At 58.1% G+C, this 22,232-nt stretch carries 27 protein-coding genes and 3 pseudogenes; 15 read left to right on the forward strand and 15 right to left on the reverse strand.

Annotated elements, in window-relative coordinates; genetic code table 11:
• Positions 1–14 precede the first annotated feature (14 nt).
• Positions 15–362, forward strand: coding sequence for a winged helix-turn-helix transcriptional regulator (locus HX881_RS03950; protein ID WP_218171547.1), 348 nt, complete (start codon positions 15–17; stop codon positions 360–362).
• 343 nt (positions 363–705) lie between these two features.
• Here HX881_RS03950 and HX881_RS03955 read toward each other — a convergent pair whose 3' ends face one another.
• Complete coding sequence (locus HX881_RS03955) at positions 706–1,329, reverse strand: hypothetical protein (RefSeq protein ID WP_177082946.1); 624 nt, start codon at positions 1,327–1,329, stop codon at positions 706–708.
• A 54-nt stretch (positions 1,330–1,383) separates the two neighbouring features.
• Positions 1,384–1,577: pseudogene (locus HX881_RS03960) on the reverse strand (DUF7740 domain-containing protein).
• Between the two features lie 226 nt (positions 1,578–1,803).
• Here HX881_RS03960 and HX881_RS03965 point away from each other — a divergent pair.
• From HX881_RS03965 to HX881_RS03975, 3 genes are read left to right on the forward strand one after another with little or no spacing between them, the layout of a single operon-like run.
• Positions 1,804–2,019, forward strand: a complete 216-nt coding sequence (locus HX881_RS03965; protein ID WP_177082948.1) for a hypothetical protein — start codon at positions 1,804–1,806, stop codon at positions 2,017–2,019.
• Positions 2,016–2,366, forward strand: coding sequence for a hypothetical protein (locus tag HX881_RS03970; RefSeq protein ID WP_177082950.1), 351 nt, complete (start codon positions 2,016–2,018; stop codon positions 2,364–2,366). Before HX881_RS03965 ends, HX881_RS03970 begins: the two co-directional genes overlap by 4 nt.
• Entirely contained in the window at positions 2,363–3,892 is a 1,530-nt protein-coding gene (locus HX881_RS03975; RefSeq protein ID WP_177082952.1) for a conjugal transfer protein TraG N-terminal domain-containing protein, read from the forward strand. The genes HX881_RS03970 and HX881_RS03975 overlap by 4 nt, the downstream gene beginning before the upstream one ends.
• A gap of 9 nt (positions 3,893–3,901) precedes the next feature.
• Here the strand turns inward: HX881_RS03975 and HX881_RS03980 are convergent, their stop codons facing one another.
• Positions 3,902–4,267, reverse strand: a complete 366-nt coding sequence (locus HX881_RS03980; RefSeq protein WP_177082954.1) for a DUF3742 family protein — start codon at positions 4,265–4,267, stop codon at positions 3,902–3,904.
• Between the two features lie 595 nt (positions 4,268–4,862).
• Between HX881_RS03980 and HX881_RS32720 the strand changes: the two genes are divergently transcribed.
• Positions 4,863–5,210, forward strand: coding sequence for a DUF6124 family protein (locus tag HX881_RS32720; protein WP_246356437.1), 348 nt, complete (start codon positions 4,863–4,865; stop codon positions 5,208–5,210).
• Between the two features lie 154 nt (positions 5,211–5,364).
• On the opposite strand, the gene HX881_RS03990 is transcribed toward HX881_RS32720, so the two are convergent.
• The 3 genes from HX881_RS03990 to HX881_RS04000 all read right to left on the reverse strand — a co-directional run bounded on the left by HX881_RS03990 (position 5,365) and on the right by HX881_RS04000 (position 7,535).
• Positions 5,365–6,390 carry a hypothetical protein gene (locus HX881_RS03990; RefSeq protein ID WP_177082956.1) on the reverse strand — a complete coding sequence of 342 codons (1,026 nt, stop codon included), beginning with the start codon at positions 6,388–6,390 and terminating at the stop codon, positions 5,365–5,367.
• A 78-nt stretch (positions 6,391–6,468) separates the two neighbouring features.
• Positions 6,469–6,825 carry a TfoX/Sxy family protein gene (locus HX881_RS03995; protein ID WP_177064000.1) on the reverse strand — a complete coding sequence of 119 codons (357 nt, stop codon included), beginning with the start codon at positions 6,823–6,825 and terminating at the stop codon, positions 6,469–6,471.
• A gap of 20 nt (positions 6,826–6,845) precedes the next feature.
• On the reverse strand, positions 6,846–7,535 hold the full coding sequence (locus HX881_RS04000; protein ID WP_177082959.1) for a helix-turn-helix transcriptional regulator: 690 nt from the start codon (positions 7,533–7,535) through the stop codon (positions 6,846–6,848).
• A 131-nt stretch (positions 7,536–7,666) separates the two neighbouring features.
• Here HX881_RS04000 and HX881_RS04005 point away from each other — a divergent pair, with 131 nt between their 5' ends.
• A complete protein-coding gene (locus tag HX881_RS04005) occupies positions 7,667–9,172 on the forward strand; it encodes a DUF1214 domain-containing protein (RefSeq protein WP_177082961.1) in 1,506 nt (501 codons plus the stop codon).
• A gap of 26 nt (positions 9,173–9,198) precedes the next feature.
• On the opposite strand, the pseudogene HX881_RS04010 reads toward HX881_RS04005, so the two are convergent.
• Positions 9,199–9,300 (reverse strand): annotated as a pseudogene (locus tag HX881_RS04010) (transposase); the annotation flags it as partial.
• Positions 9,301–9,403: 103 nt separating this feature from the next.
• Positions 9,404–10,330 carry a LysR family transcriptional regulator gene (locus tag HX881_RS04015; protein WP_017125931.1) on the reverse strand — a complete coding sequence of 309 codons (927 nt, stop codon included), beginning with the start codon at positions 10,328–10,330 and terminating at the stop codon, positions 9,404–9,406.
• A 116-nt stretch (positions 10,331–10,446) separates the two neighbouring features.
• On the opposite strand from HX881_RS04015, the gene HX881_RS04020 reads away from it, so the two are divergent.
• Both HX881_RS04020 and HX881_RS33110 read left to right on the forward strand, forming a co-directional pair.
• Entirely contained in the window at positions 10,447–10,842 is a 396-nt protein-coding gene (locus HX881_RS04020) for a RidA family protein (protein ID WP_177082963.1), read from the forward strand.
• A 136-nt stretch (positions 10,843–10,978) separates the two neighbouring features.
• On the forward strand, positions 10,979–11,155 hold the full coding sequence (locus HX881_RS33110; protein WP_425503449.1) for a DUF6124 family protein: 177 nt from the start codon (positions 10,979–10,981) through the stop codon (positions 11,153–11,155).
• Between the two features lie 269 nt (positions 11,156–11,424).
• Here the strand turns inward: HX881_RS33110 and HX881_RS04025 are convergent.
• Positions 11,425–11,574: pseudogene (locus tag HX881_RS04025) on the reverse strand (IS5/IS1182 family transposase); the annotation flags it as partial.
• Positions 11,575–11,967 (reverse strand): tautomerase family protein, encoded by a 393-nt coding sequence (locus tag HX881_RS04030; RefSeq protein WP_017125934.1) that lies wholly within the window; start codon positions 11,965–11,967, stop codon positions 11,575–11,577.
• A gap of 107 nt (positions 11,968–12,074) precedes the next feature.
• On the opposite strand from HX881_RS04030, the gene HX881_RS04035 reads away from it, so the two are divergent.
• A complete protein-coding gene (locus HX881_RS04035; RefSeq protein WP_177064003.1) occupies positions 12,075–12,938 on the forward strand; it encodes a LysR family transcriptional regulator in 864 nt (287 codons plus the stop codon).
• A 90-nt stretch (positions 12,939–13,028) separates the two neighbouring features.
• On the opposite strand, the gene HX881_RS04040 is transcribed toward HX881_RS04035, so the two are convergent.
• Complete coding sequence (locus HX881_RS04040) at positions 13,029–13,247, reverse strand: transposase (protein ID WP_177082965.1); 219 nt, start codon at positions 13,245–13,247, stop codon at positions 13,029–13,031.
• Positions 13,226–14,122 (reverse strand): glycine betaine ABC transporter substrate-binding protein, encoded by an 897-nt coding sequence (locus tag HX881_RS04045; RefSeq protein WP_177082967.1) that lies wholly within the window; start codon positions 14,120–14,122, stop codon positions 13,226–13,228. The genes HX881_RS04040 and HX881_RS04045 overlap by 22 nt, the downstream gene beginning before the upstream one ends.
• Positions 14,123–14,553: 431 nt before the next feature.
• On the opposite strand from HX881_RS04045, the gene HX881_RS04050 reads away from it, so the two are divergent.
• Entirely contained in the window at positions 14,554–14,958 is a 405-nt protein-coding gene (locus HX881_RS04050; protein WP_177082969.1) for a helix-turn-helix domain-containing protein, read from the forward strand.
• A 101-nt stretch (positions 14,959–15,059) separates the two neighbouring features.
• On the opposite strand, the gene HX881_RS04055 is transcribed toward HX881_RS04050, so the two are convergent.
• Entirely contained in the window at positions 15,060–15,671 is a 612-nt protein-coding gene (locus tag HX881_RS04055) for a hypothetical protein (protein WP_177082971.1), read from the reverse strand.
• 545 nt (positions 15,672–16,216) lie between these two features.
• Here HX881_RS04055 and HX881_RS04060 point away from each other — a divergent pair.
• Positions 16,217–17,404 (forward strand): hypothetical protein, encoded by a 1,188-nt coding sequence (locus HX881_RS04060; protein ID WP_177082973.1) that lies wholly within the window; start codon positions 16,217–16,219, stop codon positions 17,402–17,404.
• 55 nt (positions 17,405–17,459) lie between these two features.
• Here the strand turns inward: HX881_RS04060 and HX881_RS04065 are convergent, their stop codons facing one another.
• Positions 17,460–18,329 carry a helix-turn-helix domain-containing protein gene (locus HX881_RS04065; protein WP_177082975.1) on the reverse strand — a complete coding sequence of 290 codons (870 nt, stop codon included), beginning with the start codon at positions 18,327–18,329 and terminating at the stop codon, positions 17,460–17,462.
• 321 nt (positions 18,330–18,650) lie between these two features.
• Between HX881_RS04065 and HX881_RS04070 the strand changes: the two genes are divergently transcribed.
• Both HX881_RS04070 and HX881_RS04075 read left to right on the forward strand, forming a co-directional pair.
• Entirely contained in the window at positions 18,651–19,415 is a 765-nt protein-coding gene (locus HX881_RS04070) for an SDR family NAD(P)-dependent oxidoreductase (RefSeq protein WP_177082977.1), read from the forward strand.
• Positions 19,416–19,577: 162 nt separating this feature from the next.
• Complete coding sequence (locus HX881_RS04075) at positions 19,578–19,892, forward strand: hypothetical protein (RefSeq protein ID WP_177064010.1); 315 nt, start codon at positions 19,578–19,580, stop codon at positions 19,890–19,892.
• A gap of 9 nt (positions 19,893–19,901) precedes the next feature.
• Here HX881_RS04075 and HX881_RS04080 read toward each other — a convergent pair whose 3' ends face one another.
• Positions 19,902–20,507 (reverse strand): TetR/AcrR family transcriptional regulator, encoded by a 606-nt coding sequence (locus tag HX881_RS04080; RefSeq protein WP_177082979.1) that lies wholly within the window; start codon positions 20,505–20,507, stop codon positions 19,902–19,904.
• Between the two features lie 109 nt (positions 20,508–20,616).
• On the opposite strand from HX881_RS04080, the gene HX881_RS04085 reads away from it, so the two are divergent.
• Together HX881_RS04085 and HX881_RS04090 are read left to right on the forward strand one after the other, a co-directional pair.
• Positions 20,617–21,729 (forward strand): AbrB family transcriptional regulator, encoded by a 1,113-nt coding sequence (locus HX881_RS04085; RefSeq protein WP_177082981.1) that lies wholly within the window; start codon positions 20,617–20,619, stop codon positions 21,727–21,729.
• Positions 21,730–21,770: 41 nt separating this feature from the next.
• Positions 21,771–22,079: a hypothetical protein gene (locus tag HX881_RS04090; RefSeq protein ID WP_177064013.1), complete on the forward strand. Its 309-nt coding sequence runs from the start codon at positions 21,771–21,773 to the stop codon at positions 22,077–22,079.
• The last annotated feature ends 153 nt before the right edge of the window (positions 22,080–22,232 follow it).

Genomic DNA, 22,232 nt, shown 5'->3' on the forward strand with positions numbered 1-22,232 from the left:
CCCCCCCTGTACAGATGACGGCTTCGATTCGATTGGGGTCTTCAGAAAGCGCTGGCAGCGCACCGCTATGGAGACTCAGTCGCACACGTGGCGAGGGCGATACGGATGATCCTGGGCGCTGGAAGCTGCCCATTATCTTCAGGCTCTATGCCGATCCCTCCCTGCGCACCTTGCAGTTGAAGCGGGACCTGCCCGGCATCTCGCAGAAAATGCTGACGCAGCATCTGCGCGAGCTGGCAGAGGATGGCCTGATGAGAGCTGCGATGCGCCAGGAATCAGAGCATGGGAGACAAGCCACCATCGACCCGCAAATTGATGCCGGTGATGTACCCGGCGAGCGGGCTGCGGAGGAATGCGAGTAACTTGCGTACATACCTTCCCCTTGGAAGGCGCATGTCATGCCTCAGATGCGACTCAACCCTTTCCTTGTCCATGCGTAACTCCTTGTATGGTTTGAGTGCCATACCAGAAACACAGCTCGAAACGAGAAAGAAGTGAAAAATGGCCATTGGCCACATCACAGAGCTTAGCAGCGTATTCGTGAGTCCCTATGGGTCGACAGCAGACGGCCCTCAAGCCTGGCCTCCCGTTTGTGGATCAGGTCGTACCCTCTAACCCAATCACCGGTTGCGGATAACGCAGCCTCTTTTTCCCGTGCCCTCGAAGAAACGCACGGCAGCAACCAAGCGCCGCCGTGCGCCAGGATCATTTGGCCTGGAAGTCGAAGTTCCACAGCCCATGCTCCCGGGTCAGGATGACATCCACCTCCGTGGCGGTGATGGGTAGGACGTACTGGGTCGTATCAGAGAAGTTCTGCACGATATAGGTCTGCCCAACCCTCGGTGGTGTCGCCACCATGAAGTAGAAGTTCGGCAAGTATTCGAAGCTCACTGTCATCATTACATCCACCTTGGGCATGGTCACCACCGGGCTTCCGTTGACGTACCAGTTGCAGTCAAACTGGAAGTAGGGGTTGGTCTTGTTGATTACCCCGCACTGCTGGGGGGTCAGTTTCTCCATCGCCAGCGAGGTCGGGGCCGGTTGCAAAAGCGGCGACAATCCGTTCGGACTGATCGCCTGCAACAGCGCGCCAGGAGTCATAACCCGGCGCTCCGAGACAATCCTCTTGTCATCCCTTCCGCCGAATGTAGTCACATCGGTTTCGATGATCGCCTCGTAGTTGAACGATTCGGTAGCGCCCGGCGCCCCCTCCAGTACCTGCCAAGCATGAATCTGGTAGTCGCGCTGCGGTTGTTGCGGCTTGAGGAAGACCAATACAGTCCGGCCTTCCATGTCGTCGACAGCGAAGTTCACGTTAAAAATGGTCATGGTCCCTCTCTTTTTATTCCGTTGGTTGGACTTTCCTCTGTACTGTAGAACAGTTCAGTCACTGAGATTTTCAGCCAGAAAGGCCACCAGTTCCATGGGGCTGCGGCTGTTGATCACGTTGTAGATCAGGTCGCGCTGCCCCGCGGCAGCTTCTTCACGCAGCTCTTGGCGGAGGCCCGCACGGCTTCGTCCGTACCGTGGATACGGGCGGCCAGTAGCAGGATGAGGACAGCGTCGGTGAGGTTCATGAATCAGTGGCTCGGTCGATCTGGACGAGAGGCTATCGGCGCCCTCGGGGTTTTCTCCAAAGGCCGGGCGGATCGTCCCTCGGTCGGCAGGCGGGATCAGCGCAGAAGCTGAACCAACTATTGCGCAATCACCATAAGCAAAAGCTCCCTTTGCATATCAGTTTTCCGGCTGTGATCCTGCGACGTCTTGAGGAGGATTCGAGGCTTCTTTCTCAGGAGCCACGCCATGCCTCTACCCTGCTTTCAACTCTCGATCTCCACTGTTGCTGTTGCATCGATGAAGAGGGTCTGGTCGCCGGCCAGCGTCATCAAGCGCTGTTCTGCCCTCCTCGTACCGACCTTCAGCGCTGCATTCAATTCGCCATTTGAGGTCGCCGGCCAGCGCTCGCTGACTGCCGACTATTGCCATGTCTCGCTCGCGTGCAAGCAGGCGGTGAAATGATGATCACACGCCAATATGTGCAATTGCTCGGGCTGATTCTCTTCGGGCCGATGGTGTTCGCCCTGCTGGCCCTCCTCGTCGCCACCCTCATGAACGTGGGTGGCCTTTCCCTGATGCATCTCACCGCCTGGCAGGGGTGGCAAGTGGATACCTACTGGCACTTCCTGGTTTCACGCCTCACGTTGTACGGCCTGGGCGTGTTGGGATGGATGCGCTTTCGCAAGAAGCTGCTCAGGGCTCAGCCGGCCTTTCTCAAGGGGCTGAGACGATCCGAAAAGGCCGTTGCTCTGGCGCTGCTAGTGGTGGAGATACTGCGGGCGTACGTCCAGTGGGACGTCCTGACATGACGCTCTACACCAACGATTATCTGGAGTACTACCTGACCCTGGTGGGCTGGCTGGTCGGTAACGGGATCTGGAACGTGCTGATGGAGTCAGGCCTGTTCGCATTACCCTTTGTGGTGATCATGCTCCAGGAGTGGCTCAAGGCGCGCCAGGAAGGCGGTGACGGTGACAGAGCACTGGCCGCCAGCGCCAGCATCGAACATCGCTTGTGGTTGGCGACGGCAGTGATCCTGTTTGCCGGGGTACCGTTCATTCAGCTAGACCTCAGCACCTTGCAGTTCGACAAGAGCCGTTCAGAGCAATGTCAGTACCTGCAACCCGATCCTCAGGACACCGGCTGGGGACGGTCCTTCACCACCCTGAACGACCAGAGCGCCAAGGTGCCGGTGTGGTGGTTCTTCGTGCATTCGATGTCCAAGGCGGTGAGTGGTGCAGCAGTCGCGGCCATCCCTTGTGGAACGGATCTGCGGCAAATGCGCATGCAGGTGAACAACACCCGCTTGAACGATCCTCTGCTCGGTCAGGAGGTCGCCGACTTCACCAACGACTGCTACGGCTACGCCCGGGCGAAGCTGTTCATGAACCGCCCCACCCTCACCGAAGAGATAACCAACGACATCAACTGGATCGGCTCCCGGTACTTCCTGGAGCAGTCAGGGTACTACGATACCTACCATTCCAAGACCCCGCGTGCTGAGTGGCCCTATGACCCGGATCGGGACATGGGCCTGGCGCAGGTCAGCAATGGCGGCGGATACCCGACCTGCAATCAGTGGTGGAATGACGGTGACAAAGGGTTGCGCAATCGGCTGCTTGCCGAGGTGGACAGCAGCCTGCTGGAGCGTTTCGCCCGATGGGCCAGCTTCGCCAGTCAGGATGAGGTGAACGACTCGATCATCCGGCAGGTTGTTTCTCCCAGTAGCCAGCGCATGACCCAGGGCAACGTCTATACGGATTACGGCGGGCGGATCGGGGCGTCGATACCCGATACCGCCATCCGTGTGACCGGGGCTGTGGGAACGGCCACGGGCAGTCTGGCGAACCTTCCCGCCATGGACGTTGTGCGTCAGGCGCTACCGATGGTGATGGCGGCGTTGAAGATGGCGTTGGTGATCTGCATTCCGCTGGTGTTGGTGTTCGGCAGCTACGACCTGAAAGCAGCCATTACGATATCGGTGATGCAGTTCGCGATGATTTTCGTGGACTTCTGGTTCCAGCTAGCACGCTGGATCGACAGCACCATCTTCGACACCCTGTATGGGTTCACCTCGCCGCATGCGAATTTGAATCCGTTGATGGGATTGAACAATCAGCAGGCGGATTTTCTGCTGAACATTGTGATGGGGGCGATGTTTCTTTTGATGCCCTCTTTCTGGATGACATCACTGACTTGGGTTGGGCTTCAATCAGGACAAATTTTACGAGGTCTTGCAGAAGGAACAAATAGTGCACAGCAGCTCGGAGGCCAAGGCAAAGGCATAGTGCAGAAATCCTCAAAAAAATTAATAGCTAAATATAAACAAAACTAAATTTATTGATTAGACGTCACGATAAAATGCAGGATCATTGATATTTTCCGGCGAGTAAGGATCAGGGAATACTTCATCAGCATTAAAGGTAACTATTTCCTCAGTAGGGTCCGAAGAAAAACTACAGATCACTATCTCCATGAGTACAACAGATACAATAATCGCGACCAGAACCCAGAACGCCAGGTACAAAAAAGCCCCAATCAACGCCAGCCGTACCAGCCCGCTCAGCATGCCCGCCAATGTGGCGGGCATGCCCTTCCTCATTGCCCAGCGAATCACTGGTTCCTCATACCTGCGGTAACAACCGGAGAGCCAGCCGTAGACACAGCCCAGGCGGTAGATGAGTCCTTTCTTCTTGGTGTCGGCAACCATGCTTCTGACCTCGTAACTGATGATTTCGCTCCTCGGACGCCCCGAAGGGGCGACGCTCAGGTCAGCTTTGCAGATAGTCGACAAAAAACACTGTAGGGCCTTTCGTAAACAAGAAGCTGATTCGCCAACAGAACGTGGCTGCTTTTTGAGGGACACGCCGGTTTGAAGAATTGCTCTGAAACAGCACTGAAAAAATGGGAGGACACTCGTTCAAAACCGTCAAATGTTACAACATGTTTTATTTGTCCCCTATGGCCAGTGATTTCGAGCCGCCAGCAGGATAGAACTCTTTCCATTGAGTGAAATTTCCTAGAAAATCCTGACCGCTTGTTTGCGCCTGATCACCTCGCTAGGCTTCAACTCGTCACTGCTCATCAGTGATCGGGTTTAGTAGCCCGCCGTGTGACTAGGCGCAAAGTGCCCCCTTCTGCAAGGTATGTTTCTTCGACCTGGCTTTATGGTGGCCGTGCGCAGGGCGCCTTCGTGCGCGCCGGGCCTAGTCACCGGTCTACTAACCTGCGTTCGGCCGCCACCCTTACATCGTTTAGTAGCGATGGTGGCGGCTCCCTCGTTGACTGACTTGGAGTCACGCCACATGTTCAAAGTAACCCCCAATCCGCCTGCATCACCCAACGCCGTAAACATCGACTCTCGTATCGCCGACCTGGCCTTGTCTCACTATGACCTTGGGCCCAAGGCAGGTTCGAAGTCCATCCCTGTCACCGTGCTGCTGGAGGACTTGCCTCTGCCCAGGGATCGGGAAACCACCCTGCTCGACGTCTACTCGATTCTGCAATCCGCGGCAGCCACGGCCTATGAAAACGCCGACAACCAGACCGGCCCGAATCGCAAGGTAGCGATGGGCGTGGTGCACCTGATTGAGCTGGCACAGCTGAGAATGGATACGATGCTCAATGAGTTGAGCGTTAGCGCCAACGGCTGACAAGGCGCTGCACCGAACGGGAGGCCTGGCTTCCCGTTTTGCTTATCGCCCAACGCTGGGCGCGCCCTGGCGCCGAGCAGCCGGTAATCGCGCCCCTCCCCCGGTCGCTCCGTGAGCAAGGAAACTTTCACCGCGTTCTACAATGGGAGACGACCTAGTGAAAACTCGGCTTGATCGTACGAGGGCGTCCAGGTGGGCGTGGTCGGTTCAGGAGCATGGCCGTGTGCGCCTGCATATGCTGTAACTGCCACGCAGCCAGGTAGGCGGGAATGTCATGATCCCATTGAGGCACCCAGGTGCCGGCCTGGAGCACGCTCTTGCAGATCTCGAACTGCTCGTCAGGTGTCAACCCGTAGGGTGTCAGCAGGGGTTTTATCCGTGCCATACCGTCGGCAAGGATCTTGACCTCATGAGGCTGTACGGCCCCATAATTCAGGGAAAGAAAGTCATAGGTGTCCTCATACTCCGCAAAAAACGCATCGGCGGCGCGCTTGAGTTGATCAGCGAATTCACTCACGCCCTGAAGAATACCCACATCCAAATCGCGCACTTTATGCGCCACGACCGTATCCCCATACCCGACCCCGACAAGACTGACCAGTCGTCTGAGGCCATACAGTTGAATGTGCAGAATGGTTTCGTTGGTTACGAACAGTCCGTGCAGATGCAGGCACGGTAGCGCCATCTCGCAGGAGACCGTGGAGGTGGTTCCGCCCAGGTCCTTGACGAAAACCACATGGCATCGAAAGCCGCCATTGTCGGTAAAGAAGCGTTCCAACGAGGTTCGCAAGAACAGCAGCCGCCTGGCCCTGCCCTTGAACATGAACTGGAAGGCCAGCATCGGACAGGCAGAGGCGATATTGATCTGGGTTGCGAACGCCCGCACATCCTCAGCGGCAAGCGGTTCGGGAGTAGCATCATCAGGGATGGCTTTGCGCAAGGCTTCAGCAATTTTCTCAAACGCGACCTCGACACCGCCGCCACCTTGCCAATTGTCCACAAAGACAAAAGTGTCGATCCGGCTGGCTGAGGAGAACAATGCGTTGGCGATGTCAGCGCCCGAGCCCGGATACAGGAGAGTGCCACCCTGCGCCGGAGCACACGTGCAAAGGTCATTGACGTAGGTATCAATGACATCCAGCACCGCGACCCTGACTTCGTTAAGCCCCCAACTGCACATTGAACTCCCTCCCCAACAGCGTCCATGGTGACGCCCCGGGGCGCCCTGTCGAGTGGAGCGTAGTTGACGGCAGGCGTATCAGCTGCCTGAAAGGCGACCTTTCTGTGAGGCACGGACCGCAGCCTCCACGCCGCGCCGCGCCCACAGCAGCAGCTCATCGCGGTCATCCAGCGCACTATGGGGAATGGACCAATACGACAAAGCCACCTCGCGACCGCGTGACTGATAGGTAAAGGGATAACACTGCGCGGCCTCGAAAAAGCCTACGCTGTCGGCGTCGGATTTGACATACACACCGTCGTCGCCATCAATGAGTGCGAACATCAGGCCGTTCAGGTAAATGCCCGTGCATCCAAACATGCGCTTGCTGGCCACCGAGCCCAGAGGCTCCAGTTGTTCCAGGACAAAATTCAGATATTGGCGAGAACTGGACATGACGGTGCCTCCCTGTGGCGTCACTGATGCTTGTACCCGGCGTCTTGCTTGAGGAAGTCGGCCGCCGTTTTTCCGCGCTCTTGTCGGAATGGCTCATCGAGCACTGACATCTCGGCCATGCGATCCAGGCGGAACACCCTGAATGCGTTCCTCATTTCACACCAGGCCGCCAACAGCCAAACGGGGCCATAGAAGGCCATGATGAGCGGGCGAACGGTGCGAACAGAAGCGACGTCTTGCAAATCGACGTAAGCGAAATTGATCTTGCGCTGGTATCGAATGGCCGCTCTCAGCGCCGCACGGTCGATGGAAATCGACTCCTGTTGAGGATCGCCAGGCGCCCACAACGATAGCGCGTCGATATGCGGCCGCAGCTTCTGTGGCAATACTGCGCGTATCTTGGCGATCACGTCGTCCGCAGCCCTTCCCAATTGCGGGTCCGCACAGGATTGGAGAATTCGAGCGCCCAGCACCAACGCTTCCAGTTCCTGCTCGTTGAACATCAACGGCGGCAAATCATACCCAGCGCGCAACGCGAAACCGATGCCGGCTTCGCCCACGATAGGCACACCATTGGCCATCATGTCCTGGATATCCCGGTAGACGGTTCGGCGCGACACCTCCAGCTCTTCGGCGATGCCCGCAGCCGTTACCGTTCCTCGCCTGCGCAATATCTGGATGACCTGAAATAAACGATCTGCTCGACGCATGACACTCCTTATACGCGATGACTGCGCTGAACATGAACCCGCGATGACACAGGTTATCGACACTGTTGCCACAAGGGTGGCAACAGGCCAATGCTAGGATTTTATCCAGTTTGAAAAATAGAGATTGGGTAATGTCGATCAACAGAAGAGACGCGTTAAAAATGACGGCTGGCTTGGCTGTCCTGAGCGCCATCAGAACCACGATGGGCGCCGAGCATGCAACCCACATCGCAGACCACCTGAAGACTCGAGATGAGTTTATGACATTCAACCTCGGTATGCCGACACCCGATGCCGTTGAGCACCTGTACGACGAGATGGATTTCCAACGGGCCACCCAGTGCTACCTGTGGAGCGTGCCCATCGTCGGCATGGAGAGCGCGCGACAAATGCTCGTCGACAATGCAGGCGCCCATAGCGGTGATCTTGTGCTCGTCCATGGTTATCGTGAGGTCAGCGTGATGCTGGGCTCGAACGTCACAACCCCCTATGTCTTCGCCTACTTCGATCTGTCCCACGGGCCGATGATGCTTCATTACCCGCCCGGCGCCACGGCGGGTTCGCTGATTGACTGGTGGGATCGCCCACTGACCGATGTCGGCATGACCGGCCCGGATGCTGGCAACGGCGCGGTGTATGTCCTGGTCGGGCCGGGCCATGTTGCTCCCGCTGCCGTCCCTGCCGACGCACATATCCTGCACTCACGCACCTGCAAGGTAATGATGTTCTGCCGTGGTCTGGATACCGACCCCGACAAGGTGGCGACGGTGTTCTCAACCACGAAAGTGACCTTCTACAACAGCGGCCAGGTGCGGCAGTCCGCACGCCTGCTGCGTTTCAAGCCTGAAGGCGAACTCACCAGCATGGCCCATCCTGGCGGCATGGCTTACTGGTCCAGACTGGCGAACGCGCTACGGGACGAGCCCGTGGAGGAACGCGACTGCTTCTTCGCGGCCATGCTCAGACCTCTGGGTATCGAAACGAACCGCGCCTTTGCGCCGGACGAACGCCAGCGGCTTATCCTGGAAAAAGCTGCATCGATGGGCGAGGCCATGGCCAAAGTGACCGCTTTCAGCAAGCGCCTGGCCGGTATCCACTATCGCGAGGACACTCGCTGGGAGTACCTCATCGCCCCCCATTACGACAATGAACAAGACGGGCCTACAGGAGCGCTGCTGGAGGAACGGACGGCATTCTTTTACGAAGTCACCGGGACATCGGCCGCAGTCCTCACCCAGACGCCAGGGGTGGGCTCCGCGTACCTCGCCGCTTATCAGGACAAATCAGGAGCAGCGTTCGACGGCGGCAGAACCTATCGCCTGCGGGTACCGGCGCATGTCCCGGCAAAACTGTTCTGGTCCATCACGCTGTACGACACTCAGACGCGCGGCCTGATTGGGAACACCCGGGAGATCGCCGATCGCTCTTCACGCCAGGACCTGCTCAAGAACCCCGATGGGTCCATAGACATCATCCTTGGCCCTACTGCGCCGGCCGGCTATGAAAGAAACTGGATTCCGACGACACCGGCCAAGTCCTGGTACACCTACTTTCGCCTCTTCGGCCCACTCGAACCTTATTTCGAACGATCATGGGTACTGGCGGATATTGAGCCCGTGCTTCAGATACAGGCTTAGGTCACTGCTCACAAACCCACAGTTCTGAGGGGGCGGCTGGCTTCGATATGGCTATAGCCTTGATCGAGCACGAGGCCTGCGGCCTCGCGTTTGAATTCAGCGGAAAAGGAACGACGTTGCTTGGTCATCAGACACCTCTATCTGGCGAGTATTCTCGCCTGAATGGGTGGCCGGTTTCATTGGACCACTACACTGCAACCAGGCGCGGCGATGTCAGAGATCTATGGAGTGTCAGCGCGTGGGCGGAGCAATCTCCGGCACATGCTTGATCATCAACTCCATTACCCAGTCCATGAACACACGTAATTTTCGGCTAACATGGCGGTTCGGTGCATATGCCATATATAGCGGCATCGACGCGATGTCCCAGTCCTCGAACAGCGGCACAAGTTCGCCACTCGCCACTGGTTGCAAAGCCATATATCGCGGTAGCCATAGTACCCCCAGGCCAGCCTGTCCGGCTGCTAGATAGGCATTGCCATCGTCTACGGCCAGCACATGTCGGCCGTGCACTTCCAGCTGTTCGCCCATGCGCCGCAAGGTGTAAGGGAGCGCTTTGCCTGTTCGCGCCCATCGATACCCCACGACACGATGCTCGCCTTCCTGCAATTCGCGTGGATGTGCCGGCACGCCATAGAGAGCCAGGTATGAGGGTGCTGCGTACACTCCCAGCAGCAGGTCGCCGATGTGCCGCGCGACCAGGGAGGTGTCGGTGATCTCTCCGCCGCGAATCACACAATCGACGCTCTCATCTATCAGGCTCACATGACGGTCGCTCACGCCCAGATCTAGCTGGATATCCGGGTAGAGCTCATGGAATGCCGGTAGCGCCGGAATCAGTAGCAACCGGGCCAGCGGACTGGGCACATCCACCCGCAAGCGCCCACGCGGCGCAGCTGCGGCACTGGATAGCGCGGTTTCAGCATCATCTAACGCCGCCAACAAGAATTGCACCCGCTCGTAGTAGACGGTGCCATCGGCGGTCATTTTCACCTTGCGCGTGGTGCGATTGAGCAGCTTCACGCGCAAGCGCGCCTCCAGTTGCTGGACAAGTTGGCTCACTGTGGTTTTGCTCATGTGCAAGGTGTGGGCGGCCCGAGTAAAGCTGCCGGTTTCTACCACCCGCGCGAAGGCTTGCATGGCATCGAAACGATCCATGGGGGCTCCATATTGTTTGGATATTACAAACAGTGATGGCCAGCATTACCTGTTTATTGCACCCGAGCAAGCTCCGTAAAGTGTTCATGTCGCTTCCCAACTGCTGGAGTTTTCTGATGAACCAACGAGATGTTGTATTCCCCGCCCGCCGTCAGGCCCTTTACGAGCGCAATCGTTATTCAGCTGCGGTACGTGCCAATGGCTTGCTCTTCGTTTCCGGGCAAGTGGGCAGCCGTGAAGATGGGTCACCAGAGCCAGAGCTCAAAGCACAAGTTCGACGCGCTTTCGAGAATCTCAACGCGGTGCTGGCCTCAGCAGGTTGCAGCTTTGATGATGTCCAAGACGTTACCGTCTTCATGGTTGAGCCGCAGAAGATTTTCGAACAGGTGTGGGAGGTCGTGCCGGAGTATTGGGGCGAGGCGCCTTTCCCCACCGTAACGGCGGTAGGGGTCACTTGGCTGTACGGTTTCGATGTTGAGATCAAGGTTGTCGCTAAACTCCCTAACGACTGAGTCTACGCCTGCTCCCCTTAAGCGAGCGGGCATCACTCAACGACTTCAATCGCGCGCTGCGTTGGCAGTCGCTCCAGAACGCCCTTCAAGTAGTCATACGGGTCATGCCTACTAAGCTTGGCCGGATCGGGAAACCATCCTGCTCGACGCCTACTCGATTCTGCAATCGGCAGCGGCTACGGCCTATGAAAACGCCGACAACCAGACCGGCACGAATCGCAAGGTCGCGATGGGTGTGGTGCACCTGATCGAGTTGGCGCAGCAGAAGATAGATTCAGTGCTGGATATGCGGGAAGCCCGCGTCAGAGGTTGACGCGCCAGAAGCACAAACGGGAAGCCTCGCTTCCCGTTTTTTGGAATGACCAACAGTTTTTAGTCGATGAAGCGAGTATCCGGCCTGTCACTATCGACTTCGTATATCAGCTCACTCACTCCATTCAGTGCGGTTGTTGAACGTCAGAAAAATACATCCTTGCTCACAAACCGGTGCGCAACATCTGACTGTGCTGCATTACCATTGCGGCGCCCTCCCCGGGCACAGCCGAATCGGCTATCGCACGTCAAACCATGGAGCAGCACCCATCTGCGATTGGCCTTGTAGAGCACGCCGCGTTTATTCAGCTTGGAGTAAGTGCTGCAGCGAGCCGCCACTTGCCAGATCACATTAAGATTTTCGTGCTCTTCACGCTTCTCGACACCGGTGTATCCAGCGTCCGCATACAACGCCTGCTCTTAAGCATGCTGATATCGGTACTCCTGGGTAACCCCTTCATAACCATAGGCACTGGCTCGGCAGTCGATGATGTGCACATTGGAGTGCGGATGCAGGTTGCCTATCAACTCGGCTAATAGCACGTAGGCTTCACGATGGAAGCGCGCTTTTTGCGCTTTGGTGTTGGTCTCATCGGTGACGGTCACTTCCAGGCGGAATGCATTACGTCCATGTTCGGCCAGCGAGCGGTCATGAATGAACCACTGCTCATGAGGCACAAAATCGAGAATCAGCAAGGTCTGTTCCGGACGCTTCTCAAGCACTTCGCACGTCAGCGCGGTGAGCTGCGGGACGAGTTGGCGGACAAGCTCGGGATTGCGCTCGCCGGAAATTTTCAGGGTGATGCCTGGCATGGGGAATTCCTCGTAAGGATAGGGTGAGGCGCCAGAGTAAAAAAATTATCCGGTTCTGAAAAACGGGAAGATATAATGGTATCTATCGGAAAAAACGCAGGATAGATATGCGCCCGTTTGATCTCGAGCAACTGCGCTCCTTCGTCACGATCCTGGAGTGCGGCAGCCTGTCGGCGGCCGCGCCCAAGCTATGCCGCTCGCAGTCAGCACTCAGTGAACAACTTCGCAAGCTGGAAACATTTACCGGTGTGACGCTGCTGGAGCGCGGGAAAAAAGGCGTGAGTCCCACCCCCGCCGGAGAGCGGTTGTTGGTACATGCGCTTGAATTGCTCGCTTTGAGTGATTGTGTGCTGGAGGACATGCGCGGTGTGACCCTGACCGGGGAATTGCGCCTGGCCATCACCGACTATTTTTTGCCGAGCGCCATCGCTGGTATGTTGAAGGGGTTGCGCACGCGCTATCCGCAGCTTCGGTTGCATGTTTCGGTGCGCAAAAGCCTGCAAATCGAAAATGGCTCCAACAGCGGCGAATTCGATATCGGCCTGTCGATGCGCATCCTTGACGGGCGCAGCCTTCCCGAAGGCATCCCCGTGCGACGAGAGGCCCTGCGGTGGGTGGCACTCAGTGGGTTTGACGCGCAGCGCGAGCACCTGGCGCCGCTGCCGTTGGTGGTGCTTCCCCAGGATTGTAGTTTGCAGCGATTCACCATCGATCTACTGGATGCGCGTGGTGTACCGTATGTCATTGCGCATTCAGCGTCGGGTGTCGGGGGCCTGCAATCGGCGCTGATGGCAGGGCTGGGAGTGGCGTGCCTGAACAGCTCAGCGGTGCCTGCTGGAGCCGAAGTCTACCGGTCGACTCAATCGCTTCCGGCGCTGCCCGATGTTGAGTTCAGCCTGTTACCGCCGCGCCCTGGTGAGGCGCCGCTGGTCAGCGCGGTTCGAGAGATGTTGGTCACGCACTTCTCCTAGGGGCTCAGCACCCGCCAGTGTGCTCCCGGCGGCTGCCCAGAGACTAGGTTCCTGTCTGAGTCGGTGGCATGACCTTGTTTTTCCAGTGGTTCACAGCGGCATGGCTAACGGAGCAAATGCAGGTGGCTGCGCCAGGCTGTTCTGCGCATGCAGCTGAATCCATTTGTGGACGAGGTTCGCGTTGAGGCAATGGCCGAGCGCGATGTTGGCAATCGAAGTGCCGGGCTGGGCACACTCTTGAATGACTTGGGCCTTGAAGGACTTGGAAAACGGGAAGTTATCACCTTTTAGAACAAAGGGGCTTTCCATTTAAGGAGTGCTTCAGGGTGCGCCTCCAACCAGTCGTGGGCAGCCTGATCGGGGCTTTTTCCCTGACGGTTAATGGCGTAATCGAGTTCTGCAACAATGGCGTTGGAGAGACGGATATTGTCCAGCACGTCAAGCTCAGCATCGGTAAAGATGTCCAGGCGATCAGTACGCGCCAATAAAACCGCCTTATCAATTTCGCCCAGCAGCCCCTTGGGATCTTTGAGATCGCGGATCCGATGGCGATGGTGGAGGAATTGGGGCTGCCAAAGAGGTACTACCCCCCAGCGTTGCGCATCCACCAAGTCTTCAAATGCCGCAATGCATTCGTCCTGCGTACCCGTGCGGAACGAATAGCCCGCGGCTTTCAAGCCGTAGTCATCCATCATTCGCAGGGAAAATCGAGTAATACCCGCACCAGGACCAATGCCCTGGATAGTGGTACAGATGCGAGCAAGAACCTGCGGCTTGAGCAGATCCTCAATCGTTGAAAGCTCTTCCTGTGGAACGTAATCCGGTACTCCCCACAGTGCGTATGGCTGATAGTGAAGACCGAGTTCGCGGGTCAAAACCACCTCCTCCACCCGCGCCTTGTAGATCCCATGACTTGAGGGTATCCACGCGGAGGCGACCATATCGATCTCCCCTGTACGGAGTTGTTCGAAATTGGCCTCATGCAAGGCGAAGCTGCGTTTTACCGTAAACCCCATCTGCTGTAAAACCACCGCAACGAGTGCCGCGGTTGCTCGATGAAACGATAAATCCGTAACCCCCAACCGGACCGTGCGGCGTTTGGGCGTCCCGTGATCGAAAAACGGAGTCGCAAGGGCTGCACCGTTAGCGATCCGTGCGCTGTTCGTTGCATTTAATTTTGGCATAGCTGGCCTCTAGATGGCTGATATGTAACCCGCTCATACATAATTTGCCCAGCAGCTTGAATGTTTATTTTTACGAGAAAAAGCACGCTTGGGAGCGATTTAGTTTCTTCAAAAAATTGATAATCGCCAGTTGCAAAAAGAGATTAGGGTACGTTCGAAGGCAAGTAGCCCAACGCCCCCCACCGTTCTCTAGTGGATCCAAGGCCAACCAGTGCGATTATCTAAGGACCCGCAGGAGCTTAGAGCCGACAACCCCTCTCACAAGTCGGCCTGGCGTATTTCCATTGCCGCCTAGAGGAAAATCATGATGTCCTGAAACCATGAGACAACGACGCCCGGTGCTGTGGTAGCCTCACGGCTCTGGAACGTCGATTTACATCTGGACAAGTCGCCCGATGGGTACAGAAGTGCACCACTGTCAGGAACGTTTTATGTCGCTCAAAACAGCCTTTGCCACCGTGCTCAAAGCCATGCGCGCCGCTCGAGGTCTTTCACAGAAGAATCTCGCCGAGGTCAGCAGTCGGACCTACATCTCGAAGTTGGAACGTGGCCAGTGCTGTCCGACGATGGAGATGATCAGCGCCCTGAGTGTCCCCCTCAACGTGAGCCCGCTGACATTGGTCGCTATCACACTGGGGGCAGAGACCGGACAGTCCATCAAGATGTTGGCCAGTCGCATGGAACGGGAAGCCGCCGAGTTGGCAGAGTCGGGCGTACTCAAGAAACTGCAGATCCCGTTCAACGAGGAACCACCGATGCCACAGCGTCGCCCTCAACCCCGCAGCAGAAGCTCGGCAATAACCCTTCAGCAGATTGAGTTCAGCTTTGCCGAGTAACCTCTTTGCCAGTCCAGAGAGCGGTTTTCCCTCAGTGCGCTGACCCTTCAAGCGCACTGGGAGGGCTGCCTACATTCACGACGCAACCGGACACTTACGTCTCACAGCAGCTGGGAATACCCTTGCGCTCTACTGTCAGCGTTGTGCTCGTCTCCACGCGCGACACTGCAACACAGGCAAATCACCAATAAATCAGAATACTGCCCCCCATGTGGAGCCTTGTTCAGGCTACTCAATACCTCGCTTAATTTTTTATCTCCAGTCAGGCACACAATCCCCACATCGTCCAAACCGCCGCCATCAAGGTAATACTTGGCCAGCATTCTTTCGCAGAACGCCACGTTGAGGTCCTTTGGCGTCAGGCTGATATCAGGGATTACACTCTTTCGCGTGGAGAGCAATGGCGTTTCATTGGAAGCCCCTTTGGAGGGAGTCGCCACTTTCTGGATATCGTAGCTAGAGCTAGGCGTACGCCCCATTTGGCCGCGTCGGCGGTAGCAGTTGTAAATCTCGAGTAGTGGAAAACCAGTATCCGACTCATACCATCCATAGTTGTCTATTCCCCATGGAAAATACACACTCATGTCGGCAATGAATCTTTTATCAATTTTTGTCCCATGCCCGACAATATAAAAAATGGACACCGTGTCAAAATCAACGCCATCCATTATCAGAGCCATGACATTTTTATCGATGGATATTCTTTGAGGCATCGAATCGCTCCTTGAGATTTGACCTGCTTCATTAGCGCCAGCGCCACTGACTGACAGGTGTTCGAATGAACCCAGCCTGCTCATCAGCACGACAAACCGGTATGAGGCAAGGCAGGAACACTACTCTCCTGGTCGATGCCTTCCGAGAGCGTAGATCAATAGCCAAATGCCATGATGTAACAAACGAAGATTTCTTGAGAACTCAGGTTGATTCATCGTGCAGCAGCCAGGCGACTACCCAATGTGTGCCCTTTGGCACCAGGCGAGATGTTGACCAAAGTTTCTGAGCTGCCTACACCACAGTGAACTAGAACAATCAGAAGATAACCCATCGTCCACAAAGACAAATGACCCGCGACACCGCCTCCCCTCTTTTCTGCTCCGCTATAACCAACTGATTTTTCAAGGTCGTGTTTCACATTGAAAAAAGAAGATCTGCGCCCTGGAGAGATGGCCAGTTGCAACTAAACTCGAACGAACACCATGACCACGGATCGGAGGCTGCTATGGCACATCGTTCTTGGCTCTCAACCACGGTATGGGGAATGACCTCTGCGATGTGCCTGATGGGCTGCACGACTCCCTATAAACATCCGATATTGCTCACCCACGACAACTCAAAACCCAGTATTCAGGGCATCAAGCAAATTCTGGCCAGCCAGCATAAAGAGCGGCCGGAGATGGACATTATCGCCGTCCATGGCATGTGCACCCACGATTCATCCTGGGCGATAGAGTCCATCAACGCCCTCTCGGAACAGTTGGGCGCCGCTCCTGTTGAATCCATCGCTCCTACCCAGGTAGAAGCATCGGATGCCCTGATCTACAAACGGTCCCTCAACCTCAGCGAGGGAACGGTCAATATCGCCGCCCTGGTGTGGTCACCGGTGCTGACGCCCCTCAAGGCCCAGTTGTGCTATGACCAATCGAATAAAACCGGCGTGTGCGGCCGTGGCTCTGACAAGCCTGACTTTTTGCCCAAGGAGATCACCTCACCCGACTTCAAAGAGACCCGCGCCCTGGTCAATCGCCTGGGCAAGGACCGGTTGATGGACGACTGCCTGGCAGATGCCGTGGCCTATCAGGGGCGTGCCCGTGAAGGCATCAGCCTGCAAGTCCAGGAAGCAATCCTGGCTGCTGCAGTGCCCGGCAAGCACACCCGCAAGCATGATGAACTGAGAACTGAAGTCGCTGCCCGCCACACGCCACTCGTCATCTTCACTTCAAGCCTGGGTAGCAAGGTGGGGTTCGATGCCATCGACGCCCTCAGGGCCCATGGCGGAGCAGATAACGCCGCGGCTGAAGCGCTTTTCACACGCGTGCAGAGTATCTTCATGTCGGCCAACCAGATCCCCATCCTGCAACTTGCCGATCAAACACTCGAAGAGGCCGGCGATCTGAACGTGAGGCAGCAGCCAGTGGCCGACGATTCACTGGCCAGACTTCTCAGTACCTATGCACCGCGGATGAGACTGACCACTGAAGGCACCGACCTGAAAAGCAATACGCCGCTGGTGGTTTTCCTGTCAGATCCCAACGATCTTCTTTCCTATTCGCTTCGAAACTCACCACGACGGCCAGCCTATGCCACCGTGGACGTCGTGGTCTCGAATGCCCGGACCTGGTTTGGGCTTCTGGAGAACCCACTGGTAGCCCATACGGGATACCTGGCACAGCCAGAAATCGCGGAGATCGTCGTGAACGGCTACAAGCCGGATGCGGACGACCATTGAGCTCTGCCCCCGCGACAGCGATGGCAGAATCACGACAGCTCTCGGCCAATCGGCTTCAAGCCTGGCGAAACTCGCTGGGCGTGACGCCTGCTTCGCGGCGAAACACCTGCGAAAAATGACTGGGGCTGGAATAGCCGACCTCCAGCCCTACATCGATGACGCTGCGGTGGGTCTCGAGCAACAGATGCCTTGCACGGGCCATGCGCAAGCGGATGAAGTACTGCGAAGGCGACAGCCCCGTCGCACGTTTGAACATTCGACTGAAGTGGTACGCGCTGAGTTCGGCAAGCCCGGCCAGTCGGGCCAGGTTGAAGTCGTCAGCCAACTGCGCGTTCATCGCGTCGATGACCCGGCGCAACTTGTAAGCCTGCAACGCGTTCACCCGCCGCCCCGGACGGCGCGCAGCGAGATAAGTACGCACCAGATGGACAGCCAATGCCTGTGCCAGGCTCTGGGCGAACAGTGGGCTCGGCGAGCGCTCATCTACCAGTTCGGTACGCAGCTGTTCCATGACAAACGCCACGCGAGCGTCTCGTGCACCCGATAGATCGCGAAAGGCCACGGGAGCAGCCCGTTCTCCCAACAACTCGCGCGCGGCATGGTCGATCAGCGGCAATCCCAGGTACAGGTGCATGACTTCGAATGTATCGCCGCCCAGGGTCTGCCAGCGCATCTCATAAGGCTCAGCCGAACTGGTGAGGAAAAAGTCGCCGGCACTGACTTCAGCCACGTCCCAGTCCCCGCCGAGGGCGCGCTCCTCCACCCTCGCCGCCCCGGCAAGAACAAGCACCAGCAACGGCTCAACCACGGCGGGCACCAGAATGGGCTCGACGATGCTGTGATGGCTGAACAGCTGTATCACTACGTCCTGGATCTGTGGTCGCGACGGCTGATCCCTGGATTCTCCCGGCAGATAGTCGCACATCGACTCCCCGGTAATGCGTTGATCCGCACAGGGAGTCGCAGTCTGTGTCGTGCCTTGTCGCCTGGCTTGCACCATCAGAGCCTGCCCTCGTTGCACATGCCGATCCATGTGATTGGACGAACAGTATGGGGCTTTCGCCAATCGACAAGCGAGGGACAAGCGTCCCCCCAACGACATCCGGCGCAAAACCCCGACAGTCTCGGCAAGTCGGCGAAAGCCCCCTCTCCAGCGTTGCGAGACAGTAGGCCTGTCGCTGACGACAGCACCTTGCAGGTGCCGATCGGGTGAATATCTCGCCGGATCACAACGCTGGAGAACAGCATGATCGATATCAAGCACAACATGCCTCGGGAAGTGGAAGGCAAAGTCGCCCTGGTGACCGGTGCCGCCAGCGGGATTGGCAGGGCCATCGCACTGTTGCTGCACGCCCGTGGCGCGAAAGTGATTGCCGAGGACCTGAACCCCGCGGTCGAGGAACTCGCCCTCCCGGGCCTGGTGCCACTGGTTGCCGACATCACCCGGGACGGCGCCGCCGAGCGTGCCGTCGCCCTGGCCGTCGAGCAGTTCGGCCGGCTGGACATCCTGGTCAACAACGCCGGCATCATCCTCAACAAACTCGTCATCGACATGACCCGTGAAGACTGGGAGCGCATTCAGGCGGTCAATGTCACGGCGGCGTTCCTGCACAGCCGCGAAGCGGTCAAGGCGATGATGCCCAACCAATCCGGGGCGATCGTCAACATCGCGTCTTATGCGTCCTATTTCGCCTTCCCGACCATCGCGGCCTATACGGCCTCCAAGGGCGCACTCGCCCAATTGACCCGTACCCTGGCCCTGGAAGTCATCGAACATGGCATTCGGGTCAACGCCATCGGCGTCGGTGACGTGGTGACCAACATCCTCAACGATGTCGTCGATGACGGCCCGGCCTTCCTTGCCAAACACGGCGAAGCCGCGCCAATCGGCCGCGCGGCACAACCCGGGGAAATCGCCGAGGTGGTCGCCTTTATCGCATCGGATCGCGCCAGTTTCATGGTCGGCTCTGTGGTCATGGTCGACGGCGGCATGACCGTCACTGCCGGGTAGTCAACCTGCATTCCAACGGATCAGGGCGCAAACGGGTAAGGTCAGCAACTTCTGGCGCGTATCGATTCGACTCCAGCCAACGCACTGAATCAATCGCCGCACTCGACGCCCTGAACAACCTTGGCTATACATGACCCGCATATCCCGACAGGAGCTTCCCGCATGAGCATCATCACCACCGAAGTGGAATTCACCCTGCCCATTGGCTACCGCGACGGGGACGGCAATCTGCACAAGAACGGTGTCATGCGCCTGGCCACGGCAGGCGATGAAATCCTGCCGCTGAAAGACCACCGGGTCCAGGCCAACCCGGCCTACCTGCCGATCATCGTGCTGTCGCGGGTGATCGTGCGGCTGGGCAGTCTCGAGATGATCAATACCAGGGTGATCGAAGAGCTATTTTCCGCCGACTTTGCCTATCTGCAAAACCTGTACAACCGCATCAACCAGGTCGACGCCGACGACAAACCGATATAGCGCAGGCCCTTATCCAACCAGCGACAGCAGATAGAGCCGCAGCATCTCCCTGGCTTCCGCCAATAACACCCGCTGCCGGGCCGGCGCTTCCTGACTGATCAGACCCACCCCCTTGAACTGGATCAGCAGCGTCCCGGCCACGGCCTTCAACCTGACGGCGGACAGGGCCGGGATCACCTCGCGTACCACCGCCTCGATCCCTTCCAGCATGGCCTTGCGAAAACGCTGGCGCTCGCTGTCACTGGCCCCGCCGATATCGGCCAGGTTGATGGCGAAGCGACGCTGGGACTGCAAGCCGAGGCTGAAATCGATAAACGCCGTCGCCAGTTCGTCCGGGGTCATTGCGCGCGCCTGCATGGCCAGCGCTTCAAGGGACGTCAGGGCGTGCTCGACATAGTTCAGCAACAGCGCTTCGGCAACGGCTTGCTTGGTCGGAAAGAACCGGTACAGCGAGGCAATCGCCGTTCCCGAGCGGGCAGCGATCTCGGTCATGGTCGTCGCGTCGAAACCCTTCTGCGTGAACAGTTCGACGCCGGCCTCGAGGATCGCCGCCACGCGCAAGTGCCCCCGGGCACGCTGTGGCTCCTGCCCCCTGGCGGGTGGTTTTGTTGACATATGAGAGGATGCCCTTCACTATCTTAATAGAGGATATCCTCTCATATTAGCACTCCCCCAACCCGAAGCAACGCCCGGCAACCACGCCGGCTCACTCAAGGGGCCTTTCATGTCCAACGCGGATAATCATGCCGCCAGTGCCGGAGCCGGCAAGTACGTCTCGGTCTGGCAGTGGGCGGTATTGCTGGGGTTGTCGGCGTTGCTGGCCATGTTCCTGACCTGGAGCGGTATTCCGGCGGCACTGCTGCTGGGACCGATGCTTGGCGCAATCATGGTGGCGATCACCTTTGTCGAGAACCGGCTACGGATTGCCCGGTCAGCCTCGGCCTTCGCCCAAGGCATCCTGGGTTGCATGATCGGGAAAACCCTGGTGCAGTCGCTGTCCGGCGCGGCCATCGGCAACTGGCCGTTGTTTATCGTCGGTGTACTGGCGGTGATCGCCATCAGCGCCGCGCTGGGCTGGCTGCTGACCCGCCTGCGGGTGCTGCCGGGGACCACCGCCGTCTGGGGCCTGAGCCCGGGGGCCGCCACGGTGATGATCCTGATGGCCGAGAATGCCGGCGCCGACGCGCAACTGGTCGCCTGCATGCAGTACACACGGGTGATCCTGGTCGCGGTGATCGCCACGCTGATTACCCATTTCACCGGTGCCGGCGTGGTGCATGCGGTGCACACCCTCATCTGGTTCCCGGCCATCGACTGGCTGGCGCTGGCCCAGACTCTGGGACTGGTAGCCGCCGGCCCGCTGGTGGCGCGCCTGAGCAAGATCCCGGTCGCCTCGCTGCTGGTGCCGCTGCTGGGCGCAATTGCCCTCACCCACTTCGGTTTGATCACCCTCGAGATGCCGCACTGGCTGCTGGCACTCGGTTACGCCGTGATCGGCTGGCGGATCGGCATGCCCTTCACCCGGCCCCTGGTGAAATATGCCCTGAAGGCCTTTCCGGCGATTCTCGCCAGCACCCTGGCATTGATCGCCGCCTGTGCCGCCCTGGCTGCGGTGTTTGTCTTTGCCGCCGGTATCGATCCTCTCACCGCCTACCTGGCCACCAGCCCCGGCGGCGCCGATTCCGTCGCGATCATCGCCGCCTCCAGCCAGGTCGACATGCCCTTTGTCATGACCATGCAGATGGCCCGCTTTGCCGTCGTGTTGCTGGCGGGTCCGGCGATTGCGGCGTTTATCTCCCGACGCCTCGCCCCGTCGGGCAGTCGTGTGGATACCTGAAAACCCAGTCGCTACCTACTCTTCGTTACGGAAGGTGATCCATGTACATTCCAGCATTCCTTGCCGGCGTATTCATCTGCAACGCCCTGCCACACCTCGCCGCCGGATTGCGCGGTGAAATCTTCCCCACGCCCTTTGCCAGGCCGCGCGGGAAAGGTCCCTCCTCGCCGCTGGTGAACTTTCTCTGGGGCATGTTCAACCTGCTGGTGGGTCTGGTGCTGTTGTCGAGGCAACCGGTGACGATCGGTTACGACCCGGCGTTTATCGCGCTGATGGCGGGAGCACTGGCGATCGGGACCTACCTGTCGATCCATTTCGGCAAGCAGCGGCGCCCTTCTGCCCCGGACTGATGACCCAGGGCCCGTGGTCGGCTTCACGCCAGTGGCGATAAACGAGCGATGCCCCTGCGCATCATCGCCCACCGACAGACCGCAAATCCGACGACAACCTCGACGGCCTACCACTCGGCGGCTGCCGACGAAACGCCTTGCACTCGATAGGCC

Source organism: Pseudomonas gingeri (genome assembly GCF_013386115.1).
Classification (GTDB): domain Bacteria; phylum Pseudomonadota; class Gammaproteobacteria; order Pseudomonadales; family Pseudomonadaceae; genus Aquipseudomonas; species Aquipseudomonas gingeri.